This is a genomic window from Aquimarina sp. AWH4_224, assembly GCF_056160245.1.
Map to the genome: position 1 here is coordinate 421,570 of NZ_JBSWWU010000002.1, position 25,045 is coordinate 446,614.

The 25,045-nt window shown below is 37.9% G+C and carries 17 protein-coding genes; 9 read left to right on the forward strand and 8 right to left on the reverse strand.

Going from position 1 to position 25,045, the window contains the following annotated elements; all coding sequences use genetic code 11:
• Positions 1-2: 2 nt before the first annotated feature.
• On the reverse strand, positions 3-3,113 hold the full coding sequence (locus ACXAGJ_RS05255; RefSeq protein WP_474837768.1) for a VPS10 domain-containing protein: 3,111 nt from the start codon (positions 3,111-3,113) through the stop codon (positions 3-5).
• Positions 3,114-3,271: 158 nt separating this feature from the next.
• Between ACXAGJ_RS05255 and ACXAGJ_RS05260 the strand changes: the two genes are divergently transcribed.
• From ACXAGJ_RS05260 to ACXAGJ_RS05275, 4 genes are all read left to right on the forward strand, one after another.
• Positions 3,272-4,282: a helix-turn-helix domain-containing protein gene (locus ACXAGJ_RS05260; protein WP_073315873.1), complete on the forward strand. Its 1,011-nt coding sequence runs from the start codon at positions 3,272-3,274 to the stop codon at positions 4,280-4,282.
• 66 nt (positions 4,283-4,348) lie between these two features.
• The gene (locus ACXAGJ_RS05265) at positions 4,349-5,134 is read left to right on the forward strand and encodes a hypothetical protein (protein WP_474837770.1); all 786 of its coding nucleotides are present in this window, start codon (positions 4,349-4,351) and stop codon (positions 5,132-5,134) included.
• Positions 5,135-5,238: 104 nt separating this feature from the next.
• The gene (locus ACXAGJ_RS05270) at positions 5,239-6,399 is read left to right on the forward strand and encodes a PQQ-dependent sugar dehydrogenase (RefSeq protein WP_474837772.1); all 1,161 of its coding nucleotides are present in this window, start codon (positions 5,239-5,241) and stop codon (positions 6,397-6,399) included.
• A 6-nt stretch (positions 6,400-6,405) separates the two neighbouring features.
• Complete coding sequence (locus ACXAGJ_RS05275) at positions 6,406-6,828, forward strand: nuclear transport factor 2 family protein (protein ID WP_474837774.1); 423 nt, start codon at positions 6,406-6,408, stop codon at positions 6,826-6,828.
• On the opposite strand, the gene ACXAGJ_RS05280 is transcribed toward ACXAGJ_RS05275, so the two are convergent.
• Complete coding sequence (locus ACXAGJ_RS05280; RefSeq protein ID WP_474837776.1) at positions 6,821-8,212, reverse strand: MATE family efflux transporter; 1,392 nt, start codon at positions 8,210-8,212, stop codon at positions 6,821-6,823. The genes ACXAGJ_RS05275 and ACXAGJ_RS05280 overlap by 8 nt on opposite strands.
• A complete protein-coding gene (hemH, locus tag ACXAGJ_RS05285; protein ID WP_474837778.1) occupies positions 8,212-9,249 on the reverse strand; it encodes a ferrochelatase in 1,038 nt (345 codons plus the stop codon). Before hemH ends, ACXAGJ_RS05280 begins: the two co-directional genes overlap by 1 nt.
• Before the next feature lie 292 nt (positions 9,250-9,541).
• Between hemH and ACXAGJ_RS05290 the strand changes: the two genes are divergently transcribed.
• Positions 9,542-9,721 (forward strand): hypothetical protein, encoded by a 180-nt coding sequence (locus ACXAGJ_RS05290; RefSeq protein WP_073315868.1) that lies wholly within the window; start codon positions 9,542-9,544, stop codon positions 9,719-9,721.
• Positions 9,722-9,728: 7 nt separating this feature from the next.
• Here ACXAGJ_RS05290 and ACXAGJ_RS05295 read toward each other — a convergent pair whose 3' ends face one another.
• The 4 genes from ACXAGJ_RS05295 to ACXAGJ_RS05310 all read right to left on the reverse strand — a co-directional run bounded on the left by ACXAGJ_RS05295 (position 9,729) and on the right by ACXAGJ_RS05310 (position 19,487).
• Positions 9,729-10,613, reverse strand: a complete 885-nt coding sequence (locus ACXAGJ_RS05295) for a helix-turn-helix domain-containing protein (RefSeq protein ID WP_474837780.1) — start codon at positions 10,611-10,613, stop codon at positions 9,729-9,731.
• 117 nt (positions 10,614-10,730) lie between these two features.
• Positions 10,731-14,861 carry a di-heme oxidoredictase family protein gene (locus ACXAGJ_RS05300; RefSeq protein ID WP_474837782.1) on the reverse strand — a complete coding sequence of 1,377 codons (4,131 nt, stop codon included), beginning with the start codon at positions 14,859-14,861 and terminating at the stop codon, positions 10,731-10,733.
• Positions 14,862-14,981: 120 nt separating this feature from the next.
• Positions 14,982-15,425, reverse strand: coding sequence for a T9SS type A sorting domain-containing protein (locus ACXAGJ_RS05305; protein WP_474837784.1), 444 nt, complete (start codon positions 15,423-15,425; stop codon positions 14,982-14,984).
• Positions 15,426-15,494: 69 nt separating this feature from the next.
• Complete coding sequence (locus tag ACXAGJ_RS05310; RefSeq protein WP_474837786.1) at positions 15,495-19,487, reverse strand: di-heme oxidoredictase family protein; 3,993 nt, start codon at positions 19,485-19,487, stop codon at positions 15,495-15,497.
• Positions 19,488-19,783: 296 nt separating this feature from the next.
• On the opposite strand from ACXAGJ_RS05310, the gene ACXAGJ_RS05315 reads away from it, so the two are divergent.
• On the forward strand, positions 19,784-21,106 hold the full coding sequence (locus tag ACXAGJ_RS05315; RefSeq protein ID WP_474837788.1) for a DUF2314 domain-containing protein: 1,323 nt from the start codon (positions 19,784-19,786) through the stop codon (positions 21,104-21,106).
• An 11-nt stretch (positions 21,107-21,117) separates the two neighbouring features.
• On the opposite strand, the gene ACXAGJ_RS05320 is transcribed toward ACXAGJ_RS05315, so the two are convergent.
• The gene (locus ACXAGJ_RS05320; protein ID WP_073315862.1) at positions 21,118-22,008 is read right to left on the reverse strand and encodes an AraC family transcriptional regulator; all 891 of its coding nucleotides are present in this window, start codon (positions 22,006-22,008) and stop codon (positions 21,118-21,120) included.
• A gap of 201 nt (positions 22,009-22,209) precedes the next feature.
• Between ACXAGJ_RS05320 and hemA the strand changes: the two genes are divergently transcribed.
• From hemA to ACXAGJ_RS05335, 3 genes are read left to right on the forward strand one after another with little or no spacing between them, the layout of a single operon-like run.
• Entirely contained in the window at positions 22,210-23,460 is a 1,251-nt protein-coding gene (gene hemA / locus ACXAGJ_RS05325) for a glutamyl-tRNA reductase (protein WP_073315861.1), read from the forward strand.
• Between the two features lie 2 nt (positions 23,461-23,462).
• Positions 23,463-24,377: a hydroxymethylbilane synthase gene (hemC, locus tag ACXAGJ_RS05330; RefSeq protein WP_474837791.1), complete on the forward strand. Its 915-nt coding sequence runs from the start codon at positions 23,463-23,465 to the stop codon at positions 24,375-24,377.
• Positions 24,377-25,033, forward strand: coding sequence for a uroporphyrinogen-III synthase (locus tag ACXAGJ_RS05335; protein ID WP_474837793.1), 657 nt, complete (start codon positions 24,377-24,379; stop codon positions 25,031-25,033). Before hemC ends, ACXAGJ_RS05335 begins: the two co-directional genes overlap by 1 nt.
• The last annotated feature ends 12 nt before the right edge of the window (positions 25,034-25,045 follow it).

The following is a 25,045-nucleotide window of genomic DNA, read 5'->3' on the forward strand; positions in this document are numbered from 1 at the left end:
GATTAGTCTTCTACAAAAAGATAATTAAGCTGCAAGGTATTGAATTCGGTATTAAAGCCCTTAATTTCTTGAGAAATTAATTGATCAAAAGTATTCAATTGTTGTTCGATCTTTTTGGTCAATTCATTTTTTACAGCAATATCTTGAGCTGTTGGTCCAAAATCTCCCATACCCACCAAAGAGTTCAGGTGTCCTAGTTTATTGGTAAGTTTGATTGGGAAATTTAGAGGATCCTGATTACTCTTATTTTTGGTTTGATAGAGTGCTTTTTCTATATCGCTAAACTTTTCCTGTAAATCTTTTGCTTTTTGTACAAGCTCTTTGGTTTTTTCATTGTCTTTATACTGAGTTTCAAAACCTTTGAGTTGCTTATTGATTTTTCGAATCTTTTTGATCGATTGATGCGCTCTGTCTACAATGGCATTTACATCGGTAATAAAATCAAATTGCTGTTGCATATCCTGTTGAGTGGATTCAGCTCTGGGATCAGCAACAATGGTAAAAGTTTGTTTTCCTACATCAGTTCCATTTACATTTAGGCTTACCCGATAAGAACCAGGAACCGCTTTAGGACCATCGAGATTTGCCCACCATAAGATCATACCTTTTAGTTTTTCGGCACCATCGCCTCTCAAGTTCCAACTAAACTGATTTCCTCCGGCTTTTAGATCTTTTAATTGATCTTTTTTTTCTTTGGCTCCAGTGCTGAAGGATTTGATGGTATCGTTTTTCAAGTTAAAATAGGTGAGTTGTACCGTATCTTTTTCCTTGTCAAAATTCTTTAGATAAAAATAAGTGCTTACTCCAGCCGGATGATTTTTACCTTCTGTTCTAGAATCTTTCGCTTGGGTTCCGGGCATTCGATACGCATCCTTGGGCTTATACAAAATGTGATTTTGTGATTTTAGACTGCTATTAAGCTGGTGCAATAGGGTAAGATCATCAATAATCCAAAGACTTCTTCCTTGCGTAGCTACGATAAGGTTATTGTCTTTGATGGTTAGATCGGTAATAGGAACAATAGGCAGATTAAGTTGAAAAGACTGCCAGCTTTTACCATCATCAAAAGAGATGTACATCCCAGTTTCGGTTCCCGCATACAAAAGTCCTTTTCTTTTAGGATCTTCTCGTAGCACTCTGGTAAAATGTTCGGAGGGGATACCAGTAGTAATTTTTGTCCAGGACTTTCCATAATCGGTAGTTTTATACAAATAAGGAGCAAAATCCCCGGATTTGTATTTGGTACCTGCGATATAGCAAGTACCGGTATCAAAAGCACTAGGTTCTATGCTGTTGATCATCATCCATTCCGGCATTCCTTTTGGCGTTACGTTGTTCCAGGTAGCACCTCCATCTTGACTTACATGTACTAACCCATCATCACTACCTACCCACAAAAGGCCTTCTTTAAGAGGGCTTTCAGCAGCGGCAAAAATGGTACAATAATATTCTACAGAAGTATTGTCCTGAGTTATCGGTCCTCCCGAAGATTTTAGTTTTTCAGGGTCGTTTCTGGTAAGATCCGGGCTGATCACCTCCCAGCTTTGCCCTTCGTTTTCGGTGACATGAACATGGTTAGAAAAGGTATATAGTCGATTTGGATTATGCTTAGAAAATATAATAGGGAAATTCCACTGAAAACGGTATTTCATATCTTCTGCACCATGTCCCATTGGATTGTCAGGCCATACACTAATCGATCTAATAGTTTCTGTTTTGTGATTCACTCTGGTTAAGAAACCATCGTAGCTTCCCCCATAAACAATATCATTATTTTTTGGATCCACAGCAATGTGCGCAGATTCTCCACCAGCAGTTCTTTCCCAATCATCTTCGGTAATTGAGCTACCAGAACTTCTATGACTAATACGTATCGTAGAATTATCCTGTTGTGCTACATAGATACGGTATGGGAAATGATTGTCGGTAGTAACTCTATAAAACTGTGAAGTGGGTTGATTATGGTAGGTACTCCAGGTTTCTCCTCCGTCGTAGGTGATTTGCGCACCCCCGTCATCCCCCATGATCATGCGTTTTGGATTTTCGGGAGCGATCCATAGATCATGATGGTCTCCATGAGGAGCTCTGGCACTGGTAAAGTTTTTACCTCCATCTTTACTTTTATGATAGGATACGTTTACCACATACACTACATCTTTATCTTTGGTATCGGCATAAATGCGTGTATAATACCATGCCCTTTGTCGAAGACTTCTTTCGCTGTTCAAAAGTGTCCAGGTGTCACCACCATCATCACTTCGGTAAACACCTCCTTTTTTCTTGTTTTCTACTATGGCCCAAACACGTTCGCTATCCACTGGGGATACAGTAACTCCTATTATTCCTAGCGTATCCTTTGGGAATCCTTTGTTGGTAGAAATTTCTTTCCAACTTTTTCCGCTATCTGTACTTTTCCAAAGTGCAGATCCTTTACCGCCAGAACTAAGACTGTATGGAGTTCTTCGGGCATTCCAGGTAGAAGCATATATAATTCTGGGGTTGTTAGGATCCAGAGTAAGATCTACGGCTCCTGCATCTGCATTGGCAAAAAGCACGTTGTTCCAAGTTTTACCCCCGTCAGTACTTTTATAAACCCCACGATCTTGTGTTGGTTTGTAAATATTTCCTAGTACTCCCGCATACACAATGTCGGGATTGGTAGGGTGAATGGCAATTCTCGGGATATGTCTACTCTTAGGTAAACCAGATTGAATCCATGTTTTACCAGCATCTACACTTTTCCAAACACCATACCCAGAAGATACATTACCTCGTAGTGTTTTTTCACCTCCTCCTACATATATCACATTAGGATCACTTTTGGATACTGAAATAGCACCTACAGAACCTCCAAAGAAACCATCAGAGATATTTTCCCAGGTTCTTCCTCCATCCAAAGTTTTCCAGATACCTCCTCCGGTAGCTCCAAAATAAAATAAATTAGGCTTTCCGGGCACACCGGTTACTGCTGCGCTACGCCCTCCTCGAAAAGGACCAATTAGCCGATACTCTAGCGCATCATATAAGGCTGGATCGTAGGTTTGTGATTGAAGCGGAACGTTGGTAATAAAAACAAAAAGAATAAAAATTACTTTGATAAATTTTGAGTACATGGATGTTGAGTTTTGTGTTGAAAAGACCAAAATAGAGTAGGTAAAGGTCAAACGTTAGAATTGATGGCCTACTAAAGTCTATAAATAAAAATTGTTGCGAAAGATTTTCACGTAATTTTAACCTTGTATACAATAAGATCCTTTTTAACTTTGACACCATGATATTAGAAGGAGTAGTATTGGTATTAAGTTGTCTGGGGGTAATCCAGGCAATGTTTTTATGCTTTTATTTGTTTACCGTAAAAAAGGGAAACAGAAAAGCGAATCAGTTTCTGGCTTTTGTTTTGTTAGGATTAACCATTCGGATAGGGAAATCAATTTTTCATAATTATATCGAGGTTGATCCAAGAATAAGAAATATGGCTATTGCAGCTATTTTGGCTGTGGGTCCTTTTCTATGGTTCTACGGAAAAGCACTTTTCGAAAAACAGCCCATTTCAAAAAAACACTATTGGCACTTACTTCCGTTTGGTCTGTTTTTGGTGTTTAGTCCAATTATTCCCAATAGAGGAGACGTGGCTTCTTATATAGCATATTCCCTTGTTTTTGTGCATTTAGGGGTTTATCTAGGGGTCTGTTGGAAATATATTTCTGAAATAAAGGAAGAAACAGAGGTAAAACTCCTGAAATGGTATCGTAACATTACCATTGGAGTGAGTGTTACCTGGGCGTTGTATGTTGGTATTTTGTTACGGTGGATTCCTTTTTACATTTTGGGAGCCATCTCGTTTTCATTTTTAATGTATTTATTCACTTTTTTGTTGCTGAAAAAGCATGTCTTTGCATTAGAAAAGTATAGCAGCTCAACAATGGACAGAGCTACTTCAAGAAATACCTTGGAGCGACTTAAACATATGCTTGAAGAAGAAGAACTCTTCTTAAAAAGTGAAACCTCATTACAAAGTGTGGCCAAACTACTTGAAATCACACCAAGAGCATTATCACAAGTGATTAATGAGAACGAACACAAAAATTTTTCAGAATTTATAAATCACTATCGCATTAAAAAAGCAAAATCCTTGTTGACCGATGTGCAATATGCTAATGAGAAAATAGCAACCATTGCGTATGATTGTGGGTTTGGAAATGTTACTTCATTTAATTTGGCTTTTAAATCTGAAACTCAAATTACACCTTCTCAATATCGAAATCAGTACAAAGTAGCTTGATTAAAAATATCTTTTGATTAATTTCATTAAATTGATAACTTCAGACTAAATTATTAATAAAAGTAGATGGATCTTTACGCTGTATGTAGAACTTGTACCCCAGAATTAAGGAACCTGGAAAAACCTAAAGATGCAATTGGTTTGAAAGTTACATATGCTTGGGGTGATGTTAATAATGATTTTATTGCTCTTTGTGAATGCCCCAAAGGACATAAGGAAATAGTTATACTAAATGGATATCGTTTCGATATTTTGTACTTTTCTGCTATGAAGTCATACCTAGATGGAAATTTATCTGAAAGCGTAGCAAGTTTTTCTAGCTCTTTGGAACGTGCATATGAATTATTTATAAAAACTTCTTTAGTAAACAGCGGTATTTCAATTGATAATATTAGAAATTTTTGGAAAGAACTAAGTAATCAATCTGAAAGACAATATGGAGCTTTTTGTTGCAAATATTTAGAGCTTACACAAGATATTTGGAGAGATGATACAAATAAAAAAAAATTTAGAAATAAAGTAATTCATAAAGGTCATTTAGCAACTACACTGGAAGTAGAAGAATATGCAGTGTATATTACCAGTCGTTTGAATTTGATCACAAGTTATCTAAAGGATAATCTAAATGATGCCTTGCTCTTTTTTAAGAAACATGAAGATCTTATTCAAATAGAAGAAGTAAGAAAAATTGGAGAAAAAAATTCCATATTGGATTATTCGATTGCTAATCATAATTCTCTTCTGTTTTTTTATGATTTCTATAAAAACAGCACGAATGTTGATTTTTACAGAGCTAAAGAAATCATGATATCAGATCCAAGCATAATTAATTCTCCTAAAAGAAAAAGATAATAAAACTTCTAAACCTCCTTTTTCGTTTTAAAAATCATGTTTTTTAAAGGGTTTTGACACAAACCTTTTCATTTTGCAATCCAAATCACACCAAAATTGCAGTAATGAAAAAAACATTTGTATTGATGATTCTTATCGCTATGGGATGTGCCCAAGTAGAACAACCCATTGCAAAACCTACCCAAACCACACCTATTAAGGAAGCAGTAATTGATAGTCTTAAACATCCGTGGAGTATCGCATTTATATCTGAAGAAGAAGCGCTGGTTTCAGAAAAAGATGGAGACTTGTTGCGAGTCAACTTGCAGTCCAAAAAGAAAACGATCATCAAAGGCTTTCCGAGAGATTTAACCGATAGTATCCGAGTAGTATACCGAGGTGATAATTCAGGAACTTTTGAAGTGCGTTTACATCCCGAATTTCAGAGTAACAGATTTATTTACGTTTCGTATGCAGCCAAAAAAGTAGGAGAGGGAAAGACGACAAAAGTCATACGCGCAAGGCTAGAAAAAGACTCTTTGCAAGATATCAAAACCATACTCGAAGCCGGGCCATATACACCAGGGTACTATCACTATGGCGGAGGGATGACTTTTGGGCCGGACAAGAAATTATACATAACTATTGGAGAGCGGTTATTCAGAGAAATCGATGAGCCCGAAATGCCCATTGCACAGGACTTAACGGACAAGCGAGGGAAAATTTATCGATTAAACCCCGATGGAAGTATCCCGGATGATAATCCAGATTTTGGTCCTGACGCACAGCCTGGCGTTTACGCTATTGGTATCAGAGCAGCACAAGGCATTGCAGTGGATCCCAAAAGTGGTAATATATGGTTTAGTGAACACGGTACCCGACAAGGGGATGAGGTTAATTTATTAAAAGCCGGGGCAAACTATGGATGGCCGGTGATTACCACCGGTGGATATCGAAGTAGGGACTATGTACCCCCAACAATAGAAGGAGCTACGTTTACCGATCCCAAATGGTATTGGCAACATACTGTTGCACCTACAGGATTGACTTTTTATACAGGAGATGAGTTTCCCGAATGGAAAGGAGATTTGTTGGTTCCAGGATTGTCGAGAGGAAGTCTTTGGCGATTTCGGATAGCAAATGATACCATACAAAGTGCCGAAGAACTTTTTGCGAATGATAGAGTTCGGTCCCGAAAAGTTGTGCAAAGTCCAGAAGGAAAATTATACATGCTTACCGACGAGCCCAACGGAAAAATTGTAAGAATCAAAAACAAAACAATCTAGAAACACATGAAAACTTATTTTTTATCAATTGCAGTATGCATTGCATTCAATGTAACATTTGCACAATCTGAAGAGGATCAAATCAAATCTAGCTTACAAACCTATATCAAAGGAACTTCGTATAACCAACCTGAAGTTATCAAAGAGGCGTTTTATAAAGAAGCCAATTTGTTCCTTTCTCATAAAGAAAAAGAACTATGGATTGTGCCCATAGCAGAGTATGCTTCCTGGTTTGAAAAAAAGGAGCAAGGAAAGTTTAATGGTAGAACAGGAAATGTGCTTTCAATCGATCAGGAAAATGATATCGCTATTGCCAAAGTTGAGATACTTTCCGAAGGAAAAGAGACGAGATACATTGATCTCTTTTTACTGAAAAGAATAAAAGGAAAATGGCAAATCATTAGTAAAGCGGCTACACGAACTAAGTAGTTTTGGGAGCAAGGAGTTGTGTACGCACTTCCCGATTCAAAAAGTAACCAGTAACAATGGTAGCTAATACATCGGCAATAGGAAACGATATCCAAACACCAAGCTCTCCATAAAATTTAGGCAAGATCAGGACTAGAGGAATAAAGAAAAATCCTTGTCGAGATAGGGTAAGCAATAGGGCAGGAATAGCCTTGCCTACTGCTTGAAAATAAGCTGCTCCTATCAGCTGTAATGCTATGATAGGAGTAGCTGCAAATACCCACCGCATAGGTTCTGTAGCATGAGAAAGTACAAACTGATTTACCGCTAATTCTTTTGCAGGAATATCAGGGTTGTCACTCAAAAACAGGGAAGCGATTTCTGAAGGGAAAATCATTAACCCAATAAATACTAAAGAGGCAACTATAGCCGCGTATTTGATGGCTGTATTAATGGATTCTCTAACACGATCGTATTGTTTTGCACCATAATTGTATCCTGCAATCGGTAAAAATCCTTGTGTAACTCCAAAAACCGGAAACAATGCAAACATCAACATTCGACCAATAATTGCATAGACTGCTACTAATCCTTCTTGCCCTAGATCAAATAGGATGTTATTCATTAGTAGATAAGTGATGCTCACAACGGCCTGTCTAGCTAATGTTACTCCTCCCAAAGAGCCTATTTCAGTTACGATATCCTTTTGTAATACGAGATGCTTAAAACGAATTTTGAGTTCAGAGTTTTTTGAGGTAAAAAACCAAAAGATATATAAAAAACATGCCAAATAGGATCCTGTAGTAGCCCATGCAGCACCATGCATACCCATGTCCAGCACATTAATAAAAATGTAATCCATTACTAAGTTTCCTACCGTAGGAATAATCATGGCAGTCATGGCAAATTTTGGTTTCCCTTCGGCACGAATCACCGTATTTCCCATCATCGCAAATCCAAGGATAGGAACTCCGTACAGTACGATTACATAATAGATTTTGGCAGGGTCAAAAATATCGCCTTTACCACCAAATCGTGGGATAATATCATCTACAAAAGCCAATCCAAGAATGACTAAAGAAACGGTACAAAGTAAAGTGAGGGTGATCTGATTTCCGAAAGTATGTAAGGCTCTTTGCTTGTTATCGGCTCCCAAGGCTCTTGATATAATGCTGGAACCACCAATACCAATGGCCATTCCTAAAGCAGCAATAAAAAAAGAAACCGGTAATACAACGTTAATCGCAGCAATAGCAATAGAACCGATCCAATTGCCAACAAAAATAGAATCGATAAGAATATTGAGAGACATCACAAGGATCCCTATCGAAGCAGGGACAGCCTGTTTAATCAATAACTTACCTATGGGCTCAATGCCAAGGGCTTCAGAGCTTACTTTTGCCATTACACCATTTCGGTTTTAACAGCAGACCATTCATTGATCCAATTAGCTAGTACCTGAGCCCAATCGTCTCTATCGTTTAGACAAGGAATGGTAGTAAATTCTTTACCACCAACTTCGTGAAATATTTCTTCTCCTTCCATGGCAATTTCTTCCAGGGTTTCTAGACAGTCTGATACAAAGGCGGGCGTTACGATAGCCATTTTTTTGGTGCCTTCTTTCCCCATTCGCTCTATAGTGCGATCTGTATATGGCTGTAACCATGGATCAAAACCTAATCTGGACTGATAAGAAGTAGAGTAAGTGCCATTTTTAAGTCCCAGTTTTTTGGCAACTTGTACTGTTGTCATCTCACATTGGTGACGATAGCAGAACTCGTGTTGTATAGACCCTTTTTTGAAACAACATTTCCCATCCATTTTACAATTTCCTTTACTGATATCGCTTTTACGGATATGCCTTTCGGGTACACCGTGATAACTGAAAAGAATATGTTCATAATCCACACCTTCCAAATGTTCTGCAATGCTATTAGATAGTACTTCGATGTATTCGGGTTTGTTGTAAAAGGCGGGAACATCGATAATTTTCATATCAGGAAAATGTTCTGCTCGTAGTTCTTCTGCCAGTACCAAAATAGTTTCGGTGGTAGCCATTGCAAATTGTGGATACAAGGGTACGATCATCACCTCATTAACTCCTTGATCATGTAGTTCCTGTAATCCTTTTTTGATCGTCATAGAACCGTATCGCATAGCCAGACCGATGGGGATGTTGGTTTTTTCGGCAACCTTATTTTGTAAACGCTCTGAAATAACAATTAGTGGTGATCCTTCTTCCCACCATATCTTTTGATAAGCAGCTGCAGATTTTTTTGGACGTGTATTTAAAATAATTCCTTTAACCAACAATGTTCTTGCCCATAGCGGGAGATCAATAACACGTGGGTCCATTAAAAACTCACCAAGATATTTTTTTACATCTTTTGGATTGGTACTATCAGGAGATCCTAGATTTACCAGAAGAACGCCTTTGCTCATAATTTTTCTTTTTGCAAAGCAAAAATACGAACTAAATATCGGTTTGCGTTAACAAAAACCATAAGACTTTTTGATAGTGAGATTTGAAAAAATGAACTGAAAAAGAGATTATTAAATAGTTATAAATAAAACATAACTTAGAAATACGTTAAATTCTGACAAACTGAAAGTTGAGTAGTTTTATTTTAGTATTTTTAAATAGTGAAAAAGCAAAGATGAATCTTGTATGATCAAAAATAGTATTTGATTATGCTAGGTTGCATGTGAACGTTAACAAACATTATTAGAACACATGAAACGTATTATCGTAGATGTCGAAAAAGATAAGCTACCTTTTGTCCTGGAACTATTAGAGCAATTCGACTTCGTATCTGTTTTGGCAGATCCAACTGAAGAAGATCAAGGGATGTATGACTCTATTGTTTCTCTGCAAAAGGGTGTGGGGATTCCACGAGTAGAATCTCTAGATTAGTTAGCCTTTAATTCAGGCGCATCACATATTTTTTGGGAGTAGTTCCAAATTTCTTTTTAAATGCTGCAATAAAGTGGCTTGAAGTACTATAGCCTACTCTTAACGCTATTTCCTTTACTGTATATTTTTTTGAAATTAATAATTCTTGAGACACAATCATTCTACGATTGATCAAGTAGTCTTGGATACTCATTCCATAAACCTGTTTGAATCCTTTGTTCAATTTCTGAAGAGATAGATGTACCTGTTCTGACAATTCTGAAGTTAAGGGAGGCTCTACAATATTGTTTTCAAGGATGTTTTTTGCATTTTCAAGTTTTTTTCTAGTATTCTGGTCTAAGAAATAGGGACATGCTGCTTCAGAGTTCTTCGTTAGGAAATGAGTTAACATGCTTAATAATTCATAGGTCTTGGCTTTTAAATACACTAGTTCACTTTTTGAGTGAAGACTTTGCATGATTTGCTTTGCAATCGAACAATGTAAAAAATACGTTCTTGCTACTTTGAAGATGGGTTTTTTGATCTCGTCAGACTCAAATAAAAAATCCAGCAAATCACTTTGATTTAAAATCATTCGATGAAACTTTTTGAGTTCAATTTGAAGCACAAATAGTTGGGTGTTTTCTTGGGTGAAAATTATCGATGGAGTGTTATAAGTAATAATAAATTGATCACTACCAAATGTCAAATGGTGTTCTGATCCTATTTGTAATTCGAAAGTTCCATAAGAACAAAGAATAAAATGAATCAGCTTTTCGCTATTCTTTTTTCGTGGGATATAGATAAGGGACCCTATTGTAGGTTTATAAACTAACAGATCAAAATTCTCTTCTATTTTGATTGTTTTTTGAATCATATCCTCGAAACAAATATCTAAATTATAGGATTTCATGATTGAAAACTTGTGATTACTTAGTAAAGAAAGGAGAAAGTACGATATACTTTGTATGATCGTGAAGTATAGTTGAGTTTGTGTTTGCCTTTCTCCTTATGACTTTACCGAAGTTTCTTAAAGGGTTTTTAAGAATTTAATAAGTTTGGTTTTATCCGAAGCGCTAAGCGCATTGTATCTAGATCTAGAGTCACTAGCTTCTCCACCATGGGCTTGTATAGCGCCTTCAAGTGAGGTTGCTCTACCGTCATGCATCAAGATTAGAGCTTTGCCATTTCTCTCAAGAAGATCTATGTTTCTTCCTAATCCCCATAAAGGAGGTGTTCTGTAGGGTTCATCAGTAACAGTATGCATTTTCATATCAGTATAAGGTCTGATAATGAGGTTTCTAAATTCTGCAGGTGCAGAATTACTAGTCTTTTGCGTTGGTTGATGGCATGAAGTACAAGAGACTTCTCTAAAAATTCGATCTCCATCCTCCACATCAGGGTCCAGATATGCAGCTGCATTTCTATTCGGCACGGTTAGAAATTCGGTATAGGCTACCAATAAATCAAAATCGTTACCCAGGCTGGATGATTGAACACCGTGGTCTTGAAGCAATGCATTACTAACCTGTTGTCTCACAGTACCTACATCTCCATTCCAGGTCAACCCAGCTTCAGCACCTTCGATGTATTGTAATAAACCAGTTCCATAAACAGGAGGTGGAACTCTTTGCTCTCCATCTCTGGTAAGCTCGACCTGAGAACCTCTACCGTCTCTAAAGTGGCAGTCTTGACAAGCCCTTGTTCCTATTTTTGCAGACCCGAAGTTAGGCCTTGTCTGTACCACTTCAAATTGATCTTGTAAACCGTGGAATAAATGATGACCTTCTAAGAAATCATCAACATCTTGAGCAGAGGTAAGTGTGGTTAAATGTTGTGTAAAAATGGCATCCATTTCCAGATCAACATGAGATCCTGAGGTAGAAAACTCCATTGTAGTAGAAGCTTTGCCCGCCATTGTTAATCTAGGATCTCCCAAAGAACTATCAAAACCTTTACCTACTATAACATGTTGGAATGTATTGTAGATTTGAGAGCTGATTTGAGCACCAGAGCCAATGGTGATCTCGTAGGTAATTACATTTCCGTAATCGAAATTGGTACCACAGCAGGTGTTGGTATTATACACATATGCAGGATTAGAGTTTCTGATCAAACCGTTATCCAAAGCTTCAATTCTAAGAATATTTGGTAAATCTGCATTTATAGTTGTTCCACTTCCTCCAGTAGTGACGGTGGTGGCGTATCGATCTAATGCACGAACTCTACCAGCATTGTTTTGAGAGTTAAAAATTAATTCAGTATTTCCATCATGCGCTCTAGGGTGTCTAAAACGCATCCAATTTGCAGAATTGCTGGTTATTTGGCCTTGATTAGCAGGGTCTATTCGATCATTTGGATTGCGTTCATCGTATTCAAATAGGGTAGAGTAAACCATTTGGGTACCAAGATCATCCGTGGGTAGACCTGCTTTTTTATATCGGAAGAAATAATAGAATTTATCATAACAGTTACCAGGTATTTCAACAGTCATTCGGCCATAGTCAGTAATCGTCATTTCGGCTTCATAAAATTCTACTTGATTACAGGAGCAAACAAAGGTCCAATCAGGGTCTCCAAAACCGGTAAGTACGGATCCTACACCGCCTACAAATTGAGAGGCATGAAATTGTAACTGTAAGGCAGAACCTGCTCTAACCGCTACGTTTCTACCGTTAATATCATGAACCCATCCAAAGTTACCTGGAGTACGACCATTGATAGGTGTTTTAAGTGCACTCATCAGGTATTTGGCATCTGGTGCTTTTGGTAGCCTATTTACACTAGCTATTCTCCATGGTCCTAGATTGTGTCCGTTGGTATCTCCTGATGTAGTATCGCCGCTGTAGAAATACAATTTTTGACCATCTAAAGTTACATGGAATTTTGGAGTACAATTGACTTCTCCAAATGGAACCGCATCTACTGTATTGGTTATTCCTCCAGGGTTGTTTACCAAATCTGGATCATCAACAAGTACTGGGGGCCAGTTGTCAAGACAATCACCCGTACAATCTTCAGAAGTGGTGTACATAGAAAACCCAGGTTGTTCTGATCCTGAAGCTCCAATCAGAAATGCACCCAATTGAGTGTTACTGCCTACCGCCAAAACAGGATCAGGTAAGGTAACCGGTGGATCACCACCATCATTACTCGTAGTACAAGGAGTGCTATCGACTCCTTGCCCTAATTGTACCTGAATACTATGAATACATTGCCCAGTACCATAATTATCACCTTGGATTCTTACCTCAAGCGTATAGGTTTGTCCAGCAACAAGATTACTGAATTGAGCTTCTCTTCTTCCTTTTTCATTATTGATGGTTACGTTACCTCCCTGGCCATTGAGATTTATAACAAAGAAACTAGGGTTGTGTGATACATTTTGATGATAAGCAACACCATCAGAATTTAATCCCATGATAAAGTTATCTCCTTCTACTCCTGGATCTGGATTTGGATCGTTACACGGATCAGTGTCATCACCCTGATTTATTGTAATATTTTGCAGGAATGTTGGGCATTCGTTATTACCCCATCTGGCATAGATTTGGTAGGTTCCTGGAGCCAAGTTATTCACCGTGGTTGATCCACTGTTATCGGGTACATTGTAAGGATAGGTGTTGCCACCATCAATACTAAATTCGATATTGGTTCTTGTTCCTCCATTATTGGCATCATCCTCAAAATTGAAAGTGATACTACCGTCATTGGCATTAGGAGTAGTTTCATTAGTTTTGGTGACATTGGCGGTAGGAATATCTATACCTGTACAAGGTTCAGGATCAGTTTGATTGGTCACCAAGTGCCATACTCCATTTACATTATCTCCATTGGTATCTCCTACTGCATTGTCATTTGCAAAGTAGTATAGGGGTTTGTTGTCATAGGTAACTTGTAGAGATCCATCACATCTTGCAGAGAGTCCAAATCCATTGGTAAATGTATTGTTTACTTGATTGGTAATGATAAGGTCTTCTGGGTCTTGTACGGTTACTGGAGGCCATGTTGTTTCGCAGCCATTGTAACAATCGCTAAATGGCAAAGAGTCGTTATCGTTATCAAAGGTATATAGACTGAAACCTGGTTGATTGGCATCTTGTCCTCCTACCAAAAAGGTTCCTTTTTCACTATTATTAGTAAGTGCAATAACAGGTCCTGCAACTGGAGGCGGGGGATTGTCACAAGGGTCACAATTAGGACCCCCGCAGTCGATTTCAGTTTCTCCGTTATTAAGGATACCGTCGTTACAGGTTGGATCAGGATCTTGTCCTTGGCCGATAAATGTAAGTTCATCTACATTCATGGCAGCATCTCCACTTTGATATATAATTTCGAAAGTAGCTCCTTGAGGAACATTTACTTCTATTGTGGCTGTAGTGTAGTTGCCCACCCAACTTCCGTTGGAAGAGAAATTGATGTTTCCAGCATCGTTTCCATTTATAAATACGGATAATGTACCGGATTGTTGGGATGCATATTTTAGTTGTACTGAGCTTGCGGATGGGACATTTGGTAATGTAAATCCTGCACCTGGACTACTTATGTAGGCTACTCCTTGTCCGTTTGTAGCTGCACCATCGTTATAATATTGAGCACTACCAAGTAGGGATCCTGATTCTGCTTGAATCACAGTTTCCTCTCCTGGATTAGGATTATCACAAGGTGCACAGGGTCCTCCACAATCAATACCGGTTTCACCTTGGTTTTGTATACCATCGTTACAGGTAGGTTGTGGATCTGGGTCGTTGTTTCCTGCTTGTTGTGCGGTCACTGTGATTTGATCCGAGATGTATTGTCCACCTACTGAGGAGCTTATTTTTATTTGAATTTGATAGGTTTGACCTGCTGTGGCATTAACTTGTCTTTCCCATCGATTGGTAGCTGCGTTTAATGTTCCAGATACGCAGGCATCATTGAGACAGAGAAAGTTAAAGTTATCGGTCCATTCGGGTTGATTTTCGAAATAGAGTGTAGCAATTCCTCCATCTACTTCAATACCACTATTCGTGTTGTTGCTTTGCGCTACAAGCGAGAAAGAAATTAATAGAAAGAAAAGGAATATATTAAGTTTTGCTATACAATTGGATGTACCATAACAAAAGTCTTTGTTTATGGATGAAATATAGCTATGAGTTTGATTAATAACAGACATACTCATGATATTAAATTGTTGGTTAAGAGTGAAAAACCCTTTAGTAAAAGGATAGTAAATACTACCTTTTATAAAAACATTCATAAAAGGTAGTATGTGAAAGGTCAAATACGTTTTATCGAAGTATTACTTCGTAAATACTAGCTTCTTGGTGATTTTTTGTTGGCGATCGTAATCATAATATACCATGAAGTAAAGTCCGGACTCTAGATTGAGATTGAGTATCAAGTGATTCGATTTTCTATTCTTCAAATCAATAGTTTTTACCGTAGCGCCCAATTGATCTAGAATTACGATTTTACCTGATAAGATAAATGAACCTGTTAGCGATAAGTTACCATCGGATATTGGGTTCGATCTAACGATAAGTTCCATTTTCTCTTTTGAAACGTTATTGTTTATTCGGTTTTGTTCACATTGGTTTGCTTGTTGTTGATTTTCCCAGCAGACTCCGCAACCTTCAACTGGCCTGCAAGGAGGACATGAAACGGTTGCGTTAACATTTACTTGAGCGGTAACGCTAACCGAAACGAGAGCGAATAAAATTGCGATTATATGTAGCTTTTTCATGATTTATATGTTTTAAAGAACACTAGGTATCGAAATGTATGAGATATAAATACCTAGTGTTCATGTTGGTTAAAGAGTTTTTAAGAATTTGATAAGATTGTCTTTTTGTTGCTGACTTAAATTGTTATAAGCCGCTCTTGATCCATTGGCTTCGCCACCGTGAGCTTGAATTGCTCCATCTAGGGTTGTTGCTCTACCATCATGCATCAAGATCAGGGCTTTACCATTTCTTTCCAGAAGATCAATGTTTCTTCCTAATCCCCATAAAGGTGGAGTTCTATAAGGCTCATCTGTAACTGTATGCAGTTTCATGTCTGTATAAGGTCTTATAGTAAGATTTCTGAATTCAGCCGGTGCTGAGCTACTTGTTATTTGTGTAGGAGAGTGACAACTTGTACACCCAATTCGGTGGAACGTTTTGTCTCCTTCTTCCACACCTGGTATATCGTAAGCTCCAGGACTTCTGGTCGGTACCGTTAAGAATTCTGTGTAAGCTACCAATTGTCGTAAATCTTTTGAAGAGATATCCGTTTCAGGATCGATACCATGGTCATTGATTAAAGCATTTTTCACTTGTTGTTCTACCGTAGGTACATCTCCTTTCCAGGCAAGTTTTGCTTGGGCTCCAGCGATATATTGAAGAATTCCTACTCCGTATACTGGAGGTGGTACTCTCATATCTCCATCTCTAGTTCTCTCTAATTTAGAACCTCTACCATCTCTAAAATGACATTCCTGACAGTTAGTAGATCCTATATTGATTTCTCCTAAAATGTTTCCTGGATCATTTCCATTTCGTCTGTGTCTCACCCCGTGGAACAGGTGATGTCCTTCTAAGAAATCATCTACATCGTCTTCACTGGTTAAGGTAATGATGTGTTGTGTAAATATGGCATCTGCTTCCAGATCTACATGTGACCCAAATCCTGGTAGTACCATATAGGTACTTGCTCTACCTGCCAACGATAATCTAGGATCCCCCAGCGTATTCAATCCTTCACCAACAACGTAGTTTTGGAAGGTGTTATAGGTTTGAGCTCCACTACCTCCTGTTACTGCAGTGATTTCGTAGGTTACAATATTACCATATCCCCATTTTCCTGCATCCTGTCCGGCGCTCTTTGCGTAAGTTGGAGGAGAAGAATCTCCCTTTTCCATATAATCAATACGAACTACTTCGGCATTGTCTACATTGCCATGAGGGTGCACAGAATTGGCATCACCTCTGGTTAATCTAGGGTCTATAATTAGTCCACTGGCAGCATCGGTAAAAATAGTGTTGTAACGATCCATATTTCTGAGCAGATCAGAATTGTGTTGCGCATCAAAAACAGCTTCAGTAATACCATCTTGTGCATGTGGGTGTCTAAAGCGCATCCAGTTGGCCCCTTCTCTTGTAATTGTAGGCCTGTTGTCTGGATCAATTCGTTGACCAGCGGTGGTAAATAAACCAGAGTATACATAGATGTCTCCTGGATCGTTGGTAGTATTTCCTTGTTTTTTATATCTGAAGAAGTAATAGAAATCACCAGCATTTCTACATGCTTCAGGAACAGCTACCGTACCATTTACTCGTACACTGCTGAATGTAACCTGGTTACAAGAACAGTGAAATTCGAAGTCAGGATTTCCTCCAGATTGAATTTGAACTACAGGTCCAACACGTACGCTAACTGTACTTAGATCGTTAGCCAGATCAAAAGCAAATCCTTGAGCAGCATCCGACCCAATAATTGGAGTAGGAAGGGCTGGTCGTGGGTAATTGACTAGTGCTATTTCGCCACAAGGGTCATCTGGACAAGGGCCACAATTTGGCCCTCCGCAATCAACTCTTTCTTCGCCTTGATTCAGAATTCCATCATTACAGGTAGGAGCTGGTCCTCCTTCAAGAATCACAAATTCACCCAAAAAGATAGGGCATTCATTATTTCCCCATCGTACCCAAATATTATACGTAGCGGGTGAAAGATTGTCTATCGTAAATGATCCTGCATTATCTGGAGTAGTATATGGGTAACTACTTCCGTTATTAATGCTGAATTCTAAATTATCTCTTGAAGCTACATTGTCAAAAGTAAATCGAATAGTTCCATCATTTTCATTCTCAACAGTTTCATTAGTTACAGAAACTACAGCATTAGGATTAGGAGTACCATTACATACTTCATCACAACCTATAGTACAATTGCTTCCGCCACAGTCTACTCCTTCTTCGTCTCCATTTTGTATACCATCATCACAGGTAGGGCAGACGTCGCAATCTGGCCCCCCACAGTCGATTCCGGTTTCGTTTCCGTTTTGTACTCCATCACTACAAGTGGCTACAAAATAGCAACGATCTTCTCCAGCGGTTACTGTAAATGTAGTATTTGGTCCACCTTGTATACCAAGTTCATAGGTTTCGCCTACAGTGATATTGATCGCTCTTTGATAATAGCCATTTTCTAATTTGTCTGGAGCTACGCAACCATTAAATCCAGGGCCAGTACACATATATAGTACTTGACCTAAATCCTCTCTTGAATAAATAACACCTTGACCGTCTACAATAGTAAGTCCATAGTCACCACATGTTCCACCATCTACAGGAGGATTGGTAGTACAAGGATCACAGTTTGGACCGCCACAGTCGATTTCGGTTTCGCCGTTGTTAAGAATTCCATCATTACAAGTGGGTACTGGATCTGTTTGATTGGTCACCAAGTGCCATACTCCATTTACATTATCTCCGTTGGTATCTCCAGCGGCATTGTCGTTTGCGAAGTAGTATAGAGGTTTGTTATCATAGGTAACTTGTAGAGATCCATCACATCTTGCAGAGAGTCCAAATCCATTGGTAAATGTATTGTTCACTTGATTGGTAATGATAAGGTCTTCTGGGTTTTGTACGGTTACTGGAGGCCAATTTGTTTCGCAGCCATTGTAACAATCGCTAAAAGGCAAAGAGTCGTTATCGTTATCAAAGGTATATAGACTGAAACCTGGTTGATTGGCATCTTGTCCTCCTACCAAAAAGGTTCCTTTTTCACTATTACTAGTAAGTGCAATAACAGGTCCTGTAACTGGAGGCGGGGGATTGTTACAAGGATCACAATTAGGTCCCCCACAGTCGATTTCAGTTTCTCCGTTATTAAGGATACCGTCATCACAAGTTGGATCTGGATCTTGTCCTTGACCGATAAATGTAAGTTCATCTACATTCATGGCAGCATCTCCACTTTGATATATAATTTCGAAAGTAGCTCCTTGAGGAACATTTGCTTCTATCGTTGCTGTAGTATAGTTACCCACCCAACTTCCGTTGGAAGAGAAACTGATGTTTCCAGCATCGTTTCCATTTACAAATATGGACAATGTACCAGATTGTTGCGAGGCATATTTTAGTTGTACTGAGCTTGCAGAGGGAACGTTTTGTAATGCAAATCCTGCACCTGGACTACTTATGTAGGCTACTCCTTGTCCGTTTGTAGCTGCACCATCGTTGTAATATTGAGCACTACCAAGTAGAGATCCTGATTCTGCTTGAATCACAGTTTCCTCTCCTGGATTTGGATTAGGATTATCACAAGGTGCACAAGGTCCGCCACAATCAATACCGGTTTCACCTTGGTTTTGTATACCATCGTTACAGGTAGGTTGTGGATCTGGATCTGGGTCATTGTTTCCTGCTTGTTGTGCGGTCACCGCGATTTGATCAGAGATGTATTGTCCACCTACCGAGGAGCTTATTTTTATTTGAATTTGATAGGTTTGACCTACGGTGGCATTAACTTGTCTTTCCCATCGATTGGCAGCTGTGTTTAATGTTCCCGATACGCAAGCATCATTGAGACAGAGAAAATTAAAGTTATCGGTCCATTCGGGTTGATTTTCGAAATAGAGGGTAGCAATTCCTCCATCTACTTCAATACCACTATTTGTGTCGTTAGTCTGAGAAAAAAGACTACTGAAAGTGAATACATGAATACAGATTAGAATAAATAGAGGTTTAAGTTCTAACCGTCTATAAGGTAATTTACCTTTTCTTCGGGTTGAAGACTTTGTTTGGGTTTTGTGCCTCATGATTTTGTTGGTTTGTGTGAAAAATCCAGATTTTTAAGAGTCTGAATATGTACTATTTAAATTTTTGATAAAATTAATGCGACATTGATAATTGCTGAAAAATATGAGCACGATTAAAACTCTTATAACCTACGTTTTTACCACTCAAAACTTATAGAAATGGGCAAAACCGTATGAAACCGAAGAATTCGGATTTCATAATCGAAGACTACTTAGTAAATTGAAGTTTAAAATAGTAGATAGAAGCATCAAATGATGTTTTCTTTAATGATAACAAATATCTGTAAATCAGTGTTATGAGATTTTATAGTATTATATTCAGCTTAATCTTTTTTTATAGTTGTAAAACCGATAAGAACTATCAAATTTTGGGTGATGAGCAATCAAAAATCGACATCAGTACGAATGATTTTTTAACTAGCTATGGTATTTACGCACTTGACCATGAATCCTTACCTTCTGAAAAAGAACTTGACAGTTTGATCAGGATAATGCTGCCCAACTACAAAGAATACACACTACGAAATGCGAGACGCTCTGAACCTGGATATTATAAAGAGGTGATCGAAGAATTGAGCGGTGTTCTAAAACCTCCAAGCTTGGATTACTTACAAGCCTTTGGGAAAAACTTAGCTCCTGCAGAAAAAGTCGCACTACAGAGTTGCAAACGTATTTTGGCGATTACTTTCTATGGAGGCAGTCAAAATATCAGCAAAGAACAACGCAACATTCATAAATTTTTATGGACATTGAATAAAGAGAGTAATTATATCATTGCTGATTTTGTGACGCTGGAATATTTTAATGAAGATACCTGGAACAAAAGAAGAGTAAAGTACTTTGAGGATACCAAGGCAAATGTTGCGGATCAAATCCTTATTAAAATGAAGAAAATAGATAGTTCGAGATGCCGAGCAGTTACTTTTGGAATGGAGAAATTTTGTCTGCCAGATATTTCTATACGTCAGTTTTCCTGTCAGGAATCCAAAAAATATACAGATGTATTGTTGCTAGTCGCTCAAACTTTATCAGAACAAAGGGCTGTAAGTCAAGATTCAATACTATCCATACAGCCCAAGGAGCTTAAGAACGAAAAGTGGAATCATTATTTTTCTGAAATAAATCCAGCTAAGGAATTTAGTATTCAGCTTAAAAAAACTAATCCGCAAATAGGCGATAAAAACAACTTGCAATTAGAAATTAACTCCGACTCAATTACCAAATTAGTGCATACTATTTTTGATACGAAAAGGCATTTGCAGTATGTACAGCATGATCATAAGGTTCTAGAGATTAGTGCTTTGGCCAAAAAAGAATTGCCAACATTAAAACAAGCATTCAATACAGATAGATTAGTGGATGATTATCTACTCATAAAAGCACCAATAATTACCAAGGACTCAAATAAAGAATGGATGTGGGTCAAAGTACTGCGGTGGGAAAAACAGCTCATAGAAGGAAGTTTATATAATACGTCTTCCAGAAATGCACATCTCAAGGAAGGTGTAGTCGTATCAGTTAACGAAAAAGACGTTTTCGATTTTATAATCAAAAACGAAAAAGGGGAATTTATCGGTAATGAGACTGAAAAGTATTTGCTATCTCAAAAAGAAAGATAGTAAAGGTGAATTTAAGACAAAGCCATTACATATTTTTTGGGAGTCGTCCCAAACTTCTTTTTGAATGCTGCAATAAAATGACTCGCAGTGCTATAGCCTACTTTTAGTCCTACTTCGTTTACATTATGACTTCCTGAAGCTAGTAATTGCCGGGCAACTTCCATTTTGTAATCAAACAAGAACGCGTATACTGGCTCCCCATAGATTTGCTTGAACCCATCTTTTAACTTTTTTAAAGGCAGTCCAATTTCTTTAGACAGTTCTTGCAGCGTAGGAGGTTCTGCCATACGAGCGATGATAATTTCTTTAGCTTTTCTGATCTTTAAAACATTTTCTTCATCCACCAAAAAAGGACACTGTTCGATATTGGCATCTTCAGGCCGGTTAAAATAAAGACTTAGCAGTTCGTAAGCCTTTCCTTTATAATACAATTGTTTTATAGAAGGGTGCAAACCATAATTCATAATCTGATTAAGAACCACAGCCATCGATGGTGTGATAATCGCATCGGTATAATACTTTTTATCTCTATTGCCTTCTCCCAAAAACGGAATATAGTCTGCTTCTTTTGAAAATAAGGAGTGGAATTTTTTTATTGAAATCAATATGGTGATCAACCAGGAATCTTTTTCCATATCGATATTCATGGGTAAGTCACGTTGCGGATTATAGAGCAACAAAGAATTTTCTTCAGCTAGATTAATGGAGTAACTTCCGTTGTTAAAATTGAACTTAACCGAGCCTTTGATACAAAAGTGAAATTGAATAAGACTACTGTCGATTTCGCGGATAACATTCTGATTATCATCGATTTCATTTTGGAAAGCGAGAATGCGAAAACCATCCTCTATTTGGGTTTCTTCCAAAATTCCTGGAGCGTTATTTTTTAGTTCAATTTTCATACCTTGAAACGTATTTTATTTAGAAAGAGTCTAAACTGTCGCAAAAAGATTCTTGACTTACCCTACAAAAATAATGGTTTCCGATGAGTATTGACCTAAAAACTAACGATAATACCGCATTTCGTTACTTATTGTTCCTCTAGCGTTATTTTATAACCCGTTTGTAGAATATTTTTGTGCGGTAAAAGGAAAAGACAGTACATGGAGCCCCATTTGAGCGCTAAAGGAAAACATTTTTATGCTATTGGACTCAGTTATAAAAAAGCTGATGCAGAAGTAAGAGGACATTTTAGCATTAATGACGAAGCCAAGAATACCATCCTCCTTCAGGCTAAGGAAGAAGGGATACCTTCTCTTGTAGTCATTTCTACCTGCAACCGAACTGAGCTTTATGGTTTTGCAGAACATCCTTTCCAATTGATTAAATTACTTTGTGAACATACTGAAGGTACCGTCGAAGAGTTTGAAAAGGTAGCTTATGTACATAAAAACAGCATGGCGGTTTCACATCTTTTCAAGGTAGGAACAGGTTTAGATAGTCAGATCCTTGGAGATTTTGAAATTATCAGTCAGATAAAGATAAGCTTCAAACAATCCAAGAAAGATAACATGCTTAATCCTTTTATGGAGCGTTTGGTAAATGCGGTAATCCAAGCTAGCAAACGTATTAAAAATGAAACTGAAATTTCTAGCGGTGCTACATCGGTAAGTTTTGCAGCTGTACAATATATTATGGCCAGAGTTCCTTATGTTTCTGAAAAGAATTTGTTGCTTTTTGGAACTGGAAAGATAGGCCGAAATACTTGCGAGAATCTGGTTAAGCATACCAAGAACGATCATATTGTTTTGATCAATAGAACAAAAACCAAGGCCGAAGAAATTGCAGGCAAATTCAATTTGGTAGTTAAAGATTACGCTAACATTCAATCAGAGATCACCAAATCTGATGTGCTTATTGTAGCAACAGGAGCACAAAAACCTACTATCTCCAAAGCACTTATTCATTCAGACAAACCTTTGTTAATCCTTGATTTATCCATACCAAGAAATGTTTCGTTAGATGTTACAGAACATCCTAATGTTACCTTGGTACATTTGGATGATTTATCAAGAATGACGGATCAGACTTTGAAAAAGAGAAAGGAACATGTACCTCATGCAGAAGGAATTATAGCAGAGGTACAAACAGAGTTTGATAGCTGGTTGGATACCAGAAAATTTGCGCCCACCATTAAGGCACTGAAGCATAAATTAGCTTCGTTTAAGGAAGCTGAAATCAACTTGCAACGCAAGAAATACGATGGTTTTGATGAAGAACAGGCGGAGTTGATTAGTGATCGTATTATTCAAAAAATTACGAATCATTTTGCAAACCATTTAAAAGATGCTACTACTTCTGCAGACGAGAGCATCGAACTGATTCAAAAAGTTTTTCAATTACAAAATAAATAATCTTGGGTAAGATAATCCGTATAGGTACCAGAGATAGTGAGTTAGCCCTTTGGCAGGCAAAAACTGTTCAGAAACTACTACAGGAAGCAGGATATAACAGTGAATTACTTCCTGTAAAATCTACAGGTGACATCGTTTTGGATAAACCCTTATATGAGTTAGGGATTACAGGGATTTTTACAAAGACTTTGGATGTTGCTATGCTGAATAACGACATCGATATTGCTGTGCATTCGATGAAAGATGTTCCTACACGATTACCACATGGTATTGTTGAAGCTGCAGTGCTGAAAAGAGCCAATGTAAATGACATTTTGGTTCATAAAGGGCTTGATTTTTTAGATACACAAGGGATTATCGCTACAGGGAGTCTGCGTCGTAAAGCACAATGGTTACATAAGTTTCCTGAGCATACCGTTGTTGATTTACGCGGAAATGTAAACACAAGGATGCAAAAGTTAACCGATAATGCCTGGAACGGAGCCATCTTTGCTGCTGCGGGATTAGAGCGTATCAATTTAAAACCCGAAAATTACATCGATCTAGATTGGATGACACCTGCACCTGCACAAGGCGCAATGCTGGTTGTGGCAAAAGAAGAAGATACCTATTGTCAAGAAGCTTTACATCATCTTAATGATGCTACTACCGCTTTATGTGTGCACATAGAAAGAGAGTTTTTAAGAGTGTTGGAAGGAGGATGTACTGCACCTATAGGAGCATTGGCAAGAGTGATAGATGAAGACATCATTGATTTCAAAGGAGTGTTGTTTAGTCTGGATGGTAAACAAAAGATCGAGGTAGAGAAAAAGATCAAGATCGGGAATGAGCAACAGCTAGGAGAACAATGTGCAAAAGAGATATTGAACAATGGTGGGGAAGCATTGATGAAAGAGATTAAATCCATGATGAAGTAATGAGTTTGGCTACTGTATTGTCTACCAAAAAATTATCTGTTTCGCAAAGAGAGTTGCTATTAAACGCAGGCTTAGGTTTTGTAGATTATGATGCAATCACCATCGAATCGGTCAGTTTTGAATACAATGGGGCAGTGGAGAATGCGATTTTCACAAGCAAAAATGCAGTAAAGGCAGTTTTGCAAGCTAGAATAACCGTTTCAAATTGTTTTTGTGTCGGACAAAACACAAAAAAACTATTGGAAGAAAATGGGCAAAAAGTAATAGAAACTGCTCAAAATGCTTCGGATTTGGCTAAAATCATTGCAAAAACGCACAAAAATGACACTTTTGTGTTTTTTTGTGGAGATAAAAGAAGAGAAGAGTTACCTCAGATTTTGAGAGAAAATAATGTTCAATTTTCAGAAGAGATGGTGTACAAAACTGTATTAGCTCCAAAGAAATTTGATCGAGTTTTTGATGGGATACTGTTTTTTAGCCCCTCGGGTGTGCAGAGTTATGTATCCCAAAATGATATTGCCAAAAGTGTAGCTTTTTGTATAGGAAACACTACGGCATCATCGATCAAAAAACACACTGATCGAATACAAATAGCCAACAAACCTACTGTCGAGAATGTAATTGTTCAGGCGGTAAAATATTTTAAAAACAACTAACATTCCTTTATT

Excerpts from the sequence above, each read along its gene's own strand:
- ACXAGJ_RS05255 (WP_474837768.1), bottom strand. The coding sequence starts at position 3,113 with ATGTACTCAAAATTTATCAAAGTAATTTTTATTCTTTTTGTTTTTATT.
- ACXAGJ_RS05260 (WP_073315873.1), top strand. The coding sequence starts at position 3,272 with ATGATATTAGAAGGAGTAGTATTGGTATTAAGTTGTCTGGGGGTAATC.
- ACXAGJ_RS05265 (WP_474837770.1), top strand. The coding sequence starts at position 4,349 with ATGGATCTTTACGCTGTATGTAGAACTTGTACCCCAGAATTAAGGAAC.
- ACXAGJ_RS05270 (WP_474837772.1), top strand. The coding sequence starts at position 5,239 with ATGAAAAAAACATTTGTATTGATGATTCTTATCGCTATGGGATGTGCC.
- ACXAGJ_RS05275 (WP_474837774.1), top strand. The coding sequence starts at position 6,406 with ATGAAAACTTATTTTTTATCAATTGCAGTATGCATTGCATTCAATGTA.
- ACXAGJ_RS05280 (WP_474837776.1), bottom strand. The coding sequence starts at position 8,212 with ATGGCAAAAGTAAGCTCTGAAGCCCTTGGCATTGAGCCCATAGGTAAG.
- hemH (WP_474837778.1), bottom strand. The coding sequence starts at position 9,249 with ATGAGCAAAGGCGTTCTTCTGGTAAATCTAGGATCTCCTGATAGTACC.
- ACXAGJ_RS05290 (WP_073315868.1), top strand. The coding sequence starts at position 9,542 with ATGAAACGTATTATCGTAGATGTCGAAAAAGATAAGCTACCTTTTGTC.
- ACXAGJ_RS05295 (WP_474837780.1), bottom strand. The coding sequence starts at position 10,613 with ATGAAATCCTATAATTTAGATATTTGTTTCGAGGATATGATTCAAAAA.
- ACXAGJ_RS05300 (WP_474837782.1), bottom strand. The coding sequence starts at position 14,861 with ATGAGTATGTCTGTTATTAATCAAACTCATAGCTATATTTCATCCATA.
- ACXAGJ_RS05305 (WP_474837784.1), bottom strand. The coding sequence starts at position 15,425 with ATGAAAAAGCTACATATAATCGCAATTTTATTCGCTCTCGTTTCGGTT.
- ACXAGJ_RS05310 (WP_474837786.1), bottom strand. The coding sequence starts at position 19,487 with ATGAGGCACAAAACCCAAACAAAGTCTTCAACCCGAAGAAAAGGTAAA.
- ACXAGJ_RS05315 (WP_474837788.1), top strand. The coding sequence starts at position 19,784 with ATGAGATTTTATAGTATTATATTCAGCTTAATCTTTTTTTATAGTTGT.
- ACXAGJ_RS05320 (WP_073315862.1), bottom strand. The coding sequence starts at position 22,008 with ATGAAAATTGAACTAAAAAATAACGCTCCAGGAATTTTGGAAGAAACC.
- hemA (WP_073315861.1), top strand. The coding sequence starts at position 22,210 with ATGGAGCCCCATTTGAGCGCTAAAGGAAAACATTTTTATGCTATTGGA.
- ACXAGJ_RS05335 (WP_474837793.1), top strand. The coding sequence starts at position 24,377 with ATGAGTTTGGCTACTGTATTGTCTACCAAAAAATTATCTGTTTCGCAA.